The sequence below is a fragment of the Trichocoleus sp. AS-A1 genome, from assembly GCF_039962015.1.
In the GTDB taxonomy this organism is placed as follows: Bacteria; Cyanobacteriota; Cyanobacteriia; order Cyanobacteriales; family FACHB-T130; genus FACHB-T130.
Window position 1 is genome coordinate 124,598 of sequence record NZ_JAMPKG010000017.1, and the last position, 9,211, is coordinate 133,808.

At 45.1% G+C, this 9,211-nt stretch carries 8 protein-coding genes, 2 tRNA genes and 2 pseudogenes; 1 reads left to right on the forward strand and 11 read right to left on the reverse strand.

Annotation, left to right across the window (positions count from 1 at the left end; all coding sequences use genetic code 11):
* Nucleotides 1-205 precede the first annotated feature (205 nt).
* Complete coding sequence (locus NC994_RS15105; protein ID WP_190433102.1) at nt 206-1,003, reverse strand: vWA domain-containing protein; 798 nt, start codon at nt 1,001-1,003, stop codon at nt 206-208.
* Between the two features lie 131 nt (nt 1,004-1,134).
* Between NC994_RS15105 and tnpA the strand changes: the two are divergent.
* Nucleotides 1,135-1,548, forward strand: a pseudogene (gene tnpA, locus NC994_RS15110) (IS200/IS605 family transposase).
* A 311-nt stretch (nt 1,549-1,859) separates the two neighbouring features.
* Here the strand turns inward: tnpA and tsf are convergent.
* The 10 genes and pseudogenes from tsf to NC994_RS15160 all read right to left on the reverse strand — a co-directional run.
* Nucleotides 1,860-2,522 (reverse strand): translation elongation factor Ts, encoded by a 663-nt coding sequence (gene tsf, locus NC994_RS15115; RefSeq protein ID WP_190433103.1) that lies wholly within the window; start codon nt 2,520-2,522, stop codon nt 1,860-1,862.
* 150 nt (nt 2,523-2,672) lie between these two features.
* On the reverse strand, nt 2,673-4,106 hold the full coding sequence (locus NC994_RS15120; protein ID WP_190433104.1) for a hypothetical protein: 1,434 nt from the start codon (nt 4,104-4,106) through the stop codon (nt 2,673-2,675).
* Nucleotides 4,107-4,285: 179 nt separating this feature from the next.
* Nucleotides 4,286-4,711, reverse strand: coding sequence for a hypothetical protein (locus tag NC994_RS15125; RefSeq protein WP_190433105.1), 426 nt, complete (start codon nt 4,709-4,711; stop codon nt 4,286-4,288).
* A 17-nt stretch (nt 4,712-4,728) separates the two neighbouring features.
* Nucleotides 4,729-5,112, reverse strand: coding sequence for a 50S ribosomal protein L7/L12 (gene rplL, locus NC994_RS15130; RefSeq protein ID WP_190433106.1), 384 nt, complete (start codon nt 5,110-5,112; stop codon nt 4,729-4,731).
* A gap of 66 nt (nt 5,113-5,178) precedes the next feature.
* Nucleotides 5,179-5,253: transfer RNA gene (locus tag NC994_RS15135), tRNA-Leu, on the reverse strand.
* 31 nt (nt 5,254-5,284) lie between these two features.
* Nucleotides 5,285-6,019, reverse strand: a complete 735-nt coding sequence (locus tag NC994_RS15140; RefSeq protein ID WP_190433107.1) for a hypothetical protein — start codon at nt 6,017-6,019, stop codon at nt 5,285-5,287.
* A gap of 176 nt (nt 6,020-6,195) precedes the next feature.
* Nucleotides 6,196-6,266 (reverse strand) — tRNA-Met (locus NC994_RS15145).
* Between the two features lie 1,004 nt (nt 6,267-7,270).
* Nucleotides 7,271-7,471 (reverse strand): hypothetical protein, encoded by a 201-nt coding sequence (locus NC994_RS15150; RefSeq protein WP_190428392.1) that lies wholly within the window; start codon nt 7,469-7,471, stop codon nt 7,271-7,273.
* 135 nt (nt 7,472-7,606) lie between these two features.
* Complete coding sequence (locus NC994_RS15155; protein WP_190433108.1) at nt 7,607-8,566, reverse strand: GNAT family N-acetyltransferase; 960 nt, start codon at nt 8,564-8,566, stop codon at nt 7,607-7,609.
* Between the two features lie 161 nt (nt 8,567-8,727).
* Nucleotides 8,728-9,063 (reverse strand): annotated as a pseudogene (locus tag NC994_RS15160) (GNAT family N-acetyltransferase); the annotation flags it as partial.
* Between the last annotated feature and the right edge of the window lie 148 nt (nt 9,064-9,211).

The window sequence follows — 9,211 nt, forward strand, 5'->3', positions numbered from 1 at the left end:
AATAGAGCAAAGCGATCGCAATCGAAAAGGAACTCCGCTGGTTAGTTATTACACACTATTTAAAGGATAGCTACTTAATCGCTTACCTCCCAGGTTCTTCGCCCCTTCCTCCCACGTTCGCTGCTTCGATCGAGTCGAAGCCACGGATACTTATCCTCTCGTAAACAGTATGTATGCTCTAAAAGTTAGGGCACGCAAGCATTACCTAGACAATTAATGCATCCAAAAAACCACGCTTTCCAAGTCGTGCGATCGCAGATGCAACTTGCAGTCTTGGACAAGCGAGAGTTTCAGCAGTAGCGCTGATATCTAGAGAACCAAGACGCTGTACCGTATCTAATACTTTACCGTCAAATTCCAAGTTACGGAATTCGCTAGTTAGCATAGCTACCATCTGACTGATAACATCTTTAGCATCGCGGACAGAGGCACATTGTCCACTCGTGCCAGTTGCGATCGCGGTAAACGACTGCAACGTAGCGCGATCGCCTCCCATGCACAACGCATGAACCGTTACCCGCTGATTTTCCGCCGACGCTGTTACCGACTGCACCGTTAAACCATTAGGATATCGCGCCGGATCGGTATGCGTGAAGCCCTCAGCGTCACGATCTGCGTGGAAACCGTGTGGCGGTGCATCACCCACCAACAGAATAAAGCGACAACTGTTGCGTCTCCACTTCATCTGGTTAGCCGCATCCTGAACACCATCATAAACAGCTTCCGGATGATCTCCACCCCCATTAGCTTCCAGTTTGTTGATGTTCTTCTGCATCTCCTGCAACTTTGCAGTCAGCGGATAGATGCGAGTTACAAAACTGGTGTCTTGTGGAGGGTGATCGCGGTATTCTACTAAACCAACTTGCAAATCGATATCACTGTCAGCTGACAACAAACGAATTGTATCCAACAATTGCTGTTTTGCTTCTTGGATGAAACTACCCATGCTGCCAGTTGTATCAATTACAAAGCAAACATCAACATGATTGAGAGCTTTTGTCATAATTAGTCTTACCTTTCTTAATTGAAGAATACCTGGCGAATGGAATTCGCAGCTACACAAACGAAGTCCGCCTGCGCGGACTAAATGCGATAATCGTGGTTAAAAAATCTGCATATTTAGGTAGAGGCGAGATGAGAGCAAATTTTACGCAGTTATATCTTCATTGTGTTTGGGCTACTTGGGATAGATTACCTCTAATTACACCTGAAATCCAGAAGATAATTTATGCAGCTATCATTAGGCAGTGTGAACAACTCGGATGCACGGCAATCGCTGTTGGCGGTATTGAAGATCATGTCCATATTTTAACGAGTTTCCCATCTACTCTGGCTGTATCTAATTTAGTTAAGCAAGTTAAAGGTAGTTCTTCTCATCTAATTAATCACGAAATTAAACCTAGTGAATTTTTTAAATAGCAAGGTAGCTACGGGGCTTTTACTGTCAGCCATGAGGCTATCGATAAAGTGGCTGATTATATCCGCAACCAGGGGATGCACCACCAACAAAAATCAACTATTTGTACTTGGGAATTAACTCCTAAATAATTTATTTTGGTCTAGGCGGTTGAAACCGCGGTTGATTGGGCAGTTGAAACTAAACCCGCCTCCGCGGGTTTCAATTTTCCGATAGTCCGCGCCGGCGGACTTGGTTTGTGTAGCCGCGAATTCTATTCGCCAAGGCTAGTTGAGTGGGCGGGTTTTAATATCTCAATTTTCCGATAATTGAGTGGGCGGTTGAAACCGCAGCTACACAGACTAAACCCGCCTTCGCGGGTTTCAATATTCTCAATTTTCCGATAGTCCGCGCAGGCGGACTTTGTTTGTGTAGCCGCGAATTCCATTCGCCAAGGCTTGTTTTATTCCCTATCGCCCATTTGTGCAGCGACTTCTTCGGCAAAGTTGCTTTCTGGCTTTGCAATGCCTTCGCCCAACCTAAAGCGGACAAAGCGACGCACTTGGATATTTTCGCCGAGTTGGGCGACGCTTTGCTTCACCAGTTCTTCCACCACGATATTTTGCTCGCGAATGTAAGGCTGATCCATCAAAGACATTTCTTTCAGGCGCTTTTCAATTCGTCCCTGAACAATTCTTTCTTTGATATTTGCTGGTTTGTTAGCTAAGTCATCCCGCCCCATTTCGATTTCTGTTTCTTTCTCGACAATTTCAGCCGGAATATCTGCTACTTTTATATACTCCACATTCGGACAAGCAGCAATTTGCATGGCGATGTTTCGCACCAGGGTTTGAAATACTTCACTGCGACTTACAAAATCAGTTTCGCAGTTCACTTCCACTAGCACGCCAACTTTACCGCCAGTATGAATGTAGCTGTCAATAATTCCTTCTGCCGAAATACGATGGCTTCCGCCGCATGTTCTACTCATACTTTTTTGGCGCAACCATGCGATCGCTTTGGTCATATCGCCATTGGTTTTATCCAGCGCCTTTTTACAATTCATCATGCCTGCACCTGTTTGTACGCGCAGTTCTTTGACGGCTTTTGCAGTTATTTCCACCATGTTAGATTCCTCCTTGACTAATAATTTTGTTGACCTCTCCCCAACCCCTCTCCTGCGAGGAAAGGGGCTTTTTTCTTCTCCTTACTTACAAGGAAAAGGGGTTAGGGGTTAGGTTTTCTCACGCTACTATGGCGCTACAAGTGAGCCTATCTAGTTATCAACTCGCACTGGTAACGGTGTCTCTAGAATTTCCATCAACAATTCAAGTCGAGATGGACGAGACAATAATGGCACCAAGTTTGGCAGTGAATAGTAATCACCTGCGAAGGTGAATGTCTCCAGCGATACTTGAGACTGTTGCAATTGCTTTTCTAAGTAGTTGCCGTGATTGCCGACTCTGACGATAATTACATTAGGCACTACCTTCAACTCTTCGCAGTATCGGGGATAAACTGCGTTGAAGTAAGGAGCGTTGTTTTCGCCTTCATCGGTAACGATGATGATTTGTTCTGCCGACTGTTTGTTTTGCCGCATCTTTTCCAGCGATGCACCGATGCTGGTGCAACCATCCGGAAACAGCTTCTGGAAAGCTTTCTCCCAATCTGACAGCGCTTTACCTTGTGCTTTTACTTCAACAGCTTTGGTGTCGAAGGCATAAACAAATAAGTTACCTTCGCTGATGCCAGAAATCAAAGCTGCAATTTGCTTTCCGACTTCCAGCGCTTCAGTCATGCTGCTGCTTTTGTCTACAAACAAGGCGGTAGACTTGGTAATCTTACCCCGCTTTTTCACCTGTTCGTTGACAACTTGCTCTAGTTGCGCCACAGTTGCATCATCGACATTGGCAACACCTGCGGCTTTCATCGCCTTGAATGCAGAGACGCGATCGCGTGTTGCAGCTTCTGCCAGTTTTGCATCGATCAACACCTTCACTTCAGCGTTTTCCATCGCACCTCGCGCTTGGAGTGACTTGAGGTTATTGATGACCTCCTGCGGTGACATGGCGTTAACCAGGGCCATCAGCACCTCTGGCGTTACTTCCTTCACCGCACCAATGGCAACAGTGTAGGGAATTTTGTGTTCTGCAATTAGTTGTGCTTGTGCTTCTGGTGTCTCTGCTTTTGCAAGCTGCTTGAGTGCAAACGCAAGACTATCTTCAGGCGGTGCATCTTTGAATAGTACGGCGTTAGCGCGATCACTAGGGCGGATGTGCAAACTTGCATACAGATGCTTCATCGCCTTGCGTCCCCGCACCGCAGCGCGATCAAAGAACGTTGCATTCTTCTCCCGTTCCTGCAAATAACGCCGCACCGCAGTCCGCGCCGAACGCGGCAACTTTTGCTGATGCTGCTTCATAAAGTCTACAATCCGCGCCACCTGGTAAGGCGGAAACTCTTGTAGCATCATGAAACCTGCACCGCGATGTTCGTTCAAGCTGCTGGTAAGCAAATTACCAACAAAAACTTCCTGGTGGTCGCGGACATCACCGTGGCGCTGATACCATACAGCCAGGTGTCCGTAAAATAGTGGATCGAGTTCCACCATCATTTTATGCACTTCTGCGACCTTACCCAATTCCCGGTGCGGCGTAGTCAGCAGACTGTTGAGCATTTCCAAACGCAAGTCGCGTTCTAGCGTATTCATTGCAACTACCTCCATTGCATCTTGAAGTGTTAAGGAGGCAGATGTCGCACGCAAGTAATTTGGTGCCGCGCAAGTCGAGAAAGCTGTTTTTTTACCTTAAAAGGGTATGTAAGCTTTTTCTGTTGGGGCGCGGCGACAACTGCCATTATAATTTGCCAAGCAAGAGACTGTCATCCCTGCTAATCTAAAGGTTTCAAATCCGGTTCGATCCAGCTTATTCGAGCTTGCCAAGACATTAAGCGATCGCGACTGTAGTATTGCAAGGGAAAAGACTTTTTACCGTAATTTTTGATAAACTCGTTAGTAATATCTACGATAGAAAAATTTTTCCCTGCAATCGACAGATATCTACTGATGATCCGAATCCAAAATAGAGTTATGGTTTCGTGATAGCCGCTGTCGTTGGTGGTTTGGATGCCATTAACTTGGTTGTAGCGCTGGATGCGATCGCATACTTTCTTCGTCGCTTCCGCCTCTGAGTAACGAGTGAGATACCATACTGCAACGGTTAAGTGTGCGCGATGATTCCACTCGTCTCGTGGCAGGGTGCAATTCTCGAATGCCGCAATTAGACTTTCTATCTCACTGACTGACTGATATTTCACAACTGCGAGAGTGCAAACTACTTCAGAGAAACTTTAGCGCCTGCTGCTTCTAGCTGTTGCTTGATTTCTTCTGCATCGGAGAGTGCGATCGCTTCTTTCACCACTTTCGGCGCTGACTCAACAAAATCTTTTGCTGACTTCAGATCCAAATTAGTCAAAGTCCGTACAACTTTGAGGATTGCAATCTTCTTATCAGCAGGAACTTCCTCCAGAACTACATCAAACTCAGTTTGTACAGAAAGCTCTTCACTTTTTTCCTCGATTATTTCAATAATACTTGTCCGCTGGCGAGGCGAAGCATCAACTCGAAAAGTATCTTCAACTTGCTTAACTAATTCTGCCGCTTCGGTTAGTGTTAAAGATTTTAATTGCTCTACAATCTCAATTGTTTTTAGAGACATCTTTATACTCCTCCTCATAATGAAAAATGAAATATTATCATTCCACGCAAGTCGAGAAAGCTGTTGTTTCATACGCAGGGGTTGAACCTGCATAATCTTGAGCTTAAATCAAGCGCCTGTACCAATTCGGCTAGTATGTAAGCTTTTTCTATCAGGGCGCGGAATGAGAAGTTTAATTATTTGCAAGCTGCTGCATAATGAACTTTATTTCCTTCTTGTTACACTGACGTTTATCGACAGCGTAACTTTTTCTGTAGATTCTTCTACCTTGCTTCTCCCGTACACTCCAACCGTCAGCAATTTCTTTTAAAACAATATCTGTTACTGGATTTGTTGGTAGTGTATTTTGAAGCTTTATTGCATACCACAAATTGTTAATTTTATGATATTCTAGGCTGTCATTAACAACTACTAGATTGTCTGGCTTTTCGGGAGGTTTGTTGGGTGCTTTCTTCGCTAGGCAGAGAACTTTAGTGTCGGGATGGATATAAAGTTGCTCTCTCCAATAATTCAGCGGATTTCTGGGTAAATACTTGCACGATTTAGTAGAATAAGGAACTCCATCAATTAGTTCAACATCCTTTTCCACAAAACCCCATACATGGGAGAGAATATGTTGTCCTGATAACGTTCTCGTTTCAAGCTGCTGGCATAGTTCGCTGTAAATATTATCCCAAGATTCGCCCACTTTAGAACGCAACCAGCGACGTAATGGACCTAGATGATCTGAAAAGTGCTTTGTGCGTTTTCTTGTTTTGATTAAATAAGGACTCAGCAACCCATCTTCACTTGCTTCATTAGTAATCTTTTGCAGAGCTTTTTTATAGCCTTTAAGCTTTTTTACACTTATCCTCATGCCTCCACGAGGACGTTCAATGACAATTTCTCCCAAGCGGTGTTCGCTCATTACTTAGTATCGTCCCTAAATGTCTGTTGATTCTGACGAATTGCCATTCAGTTATGGCTAAGTTTGCTGTAATTAGGGAAGAACTGCATAACATTAGAAACACCTCCAGTAAATATCAAAAATAACAATAAACTTAGTAGTATTTAGATCGCTCCGCGCAAGTCGAAAAAGCTGTTTGGGTATACACGGGAATTGAACCCGTCACGGCTTGATTATGAGTCAAGTGCTCTAACCAACTGAGCTAGTATGTAAGCTTTATCTATTAGGGCGCGAAGCGATTATTGCCGTATTGAAAGTATTGGGTGTTCCGCGCAAGTTAAAAAAGCTATTCACTGGAGAGTTACCGTTACTCTACACTGCCAAATAATGGCAGCGGTAGGAATTGAACCTACATCTCCCGCTTATCAGGCGGATGTGTGTATGCTTTTCAGGTTAGGGCGCGGAACACAAAATTTAAAGCTGAGTATCCATAAAATGCACTATTTATTTTGCAATCTGTTTTGGAAAAAATTGTCACTTCGTACAAGTTAAGAAAGCTATAGTTAACGGGAGTTGAACCCGACCTATCGATTAATCAGTCGATTGCTCTACCACAGAGCTAGTATGTAAGCTTTTTAAGTTTGGGTACGAAGTGGAAGCTTTATTTTTTATTTCCAGTTGGGTTAAAAGGTAGTAGCTACGCGCAAGTTAAAGAAGCTTTTTTTACACCTCTCCATGCAGCGGAGAGGGTAGGAATCGAACCTACAATTCGGTTTCCCGAACGTTACCAGTTTGTATGCTCCTTACATCGGGGCGCGTGCCATTTTTTTCAGATTAAATCAGCAAGAAAATTGGCTTTTTATCCCGCGCAAGTCAGCAAAGCTGGTATCACTTGGCGCTCTATCCGTTGAGCTACGACTGCATTAAGAAGCAGTCGGTGGGAGTCGAACCCACTACCTCCCCGTCCGAAGCGGGAATGTGTGTATGCTTCACAAATTAGGGCGCGGGAAAAAGCTTTGAAAGTGACCCCGTGCAAGTTGAAAAAGCTTTATTACAATTTACGACCGTTCTTACTAAGCAATGCTTAGCAGTGGACGCGCAAACCGTATCTGACGAGAGATTTGGAATGCTTCGCTAGTTCGGTCGCCCGAACTTCACTACCTTAGGATCGTTATCAATAGTGTGTATGCTTTTTCTGTCGGGGCGCGGGGCTTGAATAATTTTGAATTTTAGGTGTTGAATTTAATTTTATAATTCAACATTCAAAATTATTTAGCCGTAAACTGCTTCTGGACGTACAATTAAATCCCCACTGGGACGGCGATCGACAACGTAGGATTGGAAGCGATCGCTTCTAACATCAAAATGCTGTGCAAGGCGTTCCTTAACGGATTTGTCGTTCATGCCATCCGTTACACCTAGTTGCTTTTCTTCAATGTCGTAAGAACGACCTTCAAAACGAATGTGAACCATTTTGAACACCTCCTTAAAGTTGGAAGCAAGATGATGTGTGAACTTGTGGTTCTCTTGCTTCACTAAATTTATACTACACAAATACTACAAAACTTGTCAAGAGTTCGGCAGCAAGATTTTTTAGCAAGAGTCCAACTACACATCCTTGACGTAGAAAATGCGGGTGTGAAGTGTGGCATACCCAACAGATTTGTAGAGTCGCAGCGCACCTGAAGGATTTTGAGCATCGACGCCAAGCTTGGCTGTCTCTACGCCAGCAGCCTTCAAACGATGCATCCCGCTTAGTAACATAGCTCGTCCCAGCCCAATCTTACGGAAGCCGCGCCGCGTGCCTAGTACAGCAATCCAGCCTTCCTTGCGATCGCTGCGTGCATTTTCCTCTGTATAGATCCTGCTGTGGCAAAAAGCAGCAAAAGTCCCATCAGGAGCGATCGCAATCAAGTTTAATTCCGGCTTGTAATCCCGGTCGCTTAGATAATACTTAAGCATCTCCACAGTTAAAGGGTGATGATTCCAATGGTCGATAAACGATTGGTTAAACATCTCCACCCACGCTTCTGCGTCTTGTTCAACTTCTACTTGGCGAATGGTGAAACCTGCTGGAAACTGCGGTTGTGGTATTGGTTCATCCAGCGATCGCCTCATGGTGAAAAAGTACCGATCGGCAGTGAAACCGCAACTTTCTAAGAAAGCAATGCGTTCGGCTTGGTCTTCGCGAGCGCCAGAGCGCAGCTTAACACTCATGCAGCGTTCTTTGCTAACTTCGCGCATCCGTTCCTCACCCCAGGCGACGATCTGTTTTTCCAGATAAACGCCGCGATCGCTTGGGTGGACGTGGAAACCAATGTAGCCTTCGATGATTTCGCCATCAGGGGGAATCCACATTCGTCCGAAGCCAATCAGCTTACCGTCAGAGTTTTCCCAGAGGCAAAGATCGCGTGCTTTGTCTAATGAAGGTGCTTCAAATTGCTGTCGCAGTTCAGATACAGATATGCCTTCATCGAGTTTATCGACCGCTTCGCAGGAATTGATCAAGTGAGCGATCGCTTCTAAATCCGCTTCCCCTGCATAAGGACGCATTGTTAAAGTAATCATAAAATTAGCTGAGATGCCTACGTTGCCGTAATTCCGGAAATTTAAGTTGCGCTTTACTACAGGCATACTACAAAAACTTGCGGAAAGAACACCTCACCCGATTGGGTGACAAGCAGACATTGCAGATCGTAGTTTGCGATCGCGATGAATTCCTGCACTGCTTAAAGCGATCGCATCTCGTAGTAAAGCAGCGGTCGTCCATTGACGATTTCCCGCCGGGTTTGAGACATACCAAGCCTCTCAAGTAGCCGAATTGAAGCTTCATTCGGCTCATCTACGTCTGCCACTACCTGTTCAATGCCAAGTACATCAAATGCATACCGAAGTACGGCTGAAGCAGCTTCAGTGGCGTAACCGCGTCCCCACAAGTGCGGTCGAGTGCCAAAGATAAGACTCGGCACCTCCTCTGAGGATTGCAGCAGACCGGCAAATCCGGCGATGCGATCGCTTTGATGCTCAAAGAAAAGCCAAAGACCGTATTTGCGATCGGTGAAGGTAGCCGCACACGTATCGATGAGCGAACTGACAAGTCATACCAATTTCCTATGAAGTTGCACTTAATAAAGCTGTAGTGATGTAATCCCATCCACAAATGGAGGAGATCACTTCAGGAGAGATGAGATCGAGAACCTCTTTCAACTTCTG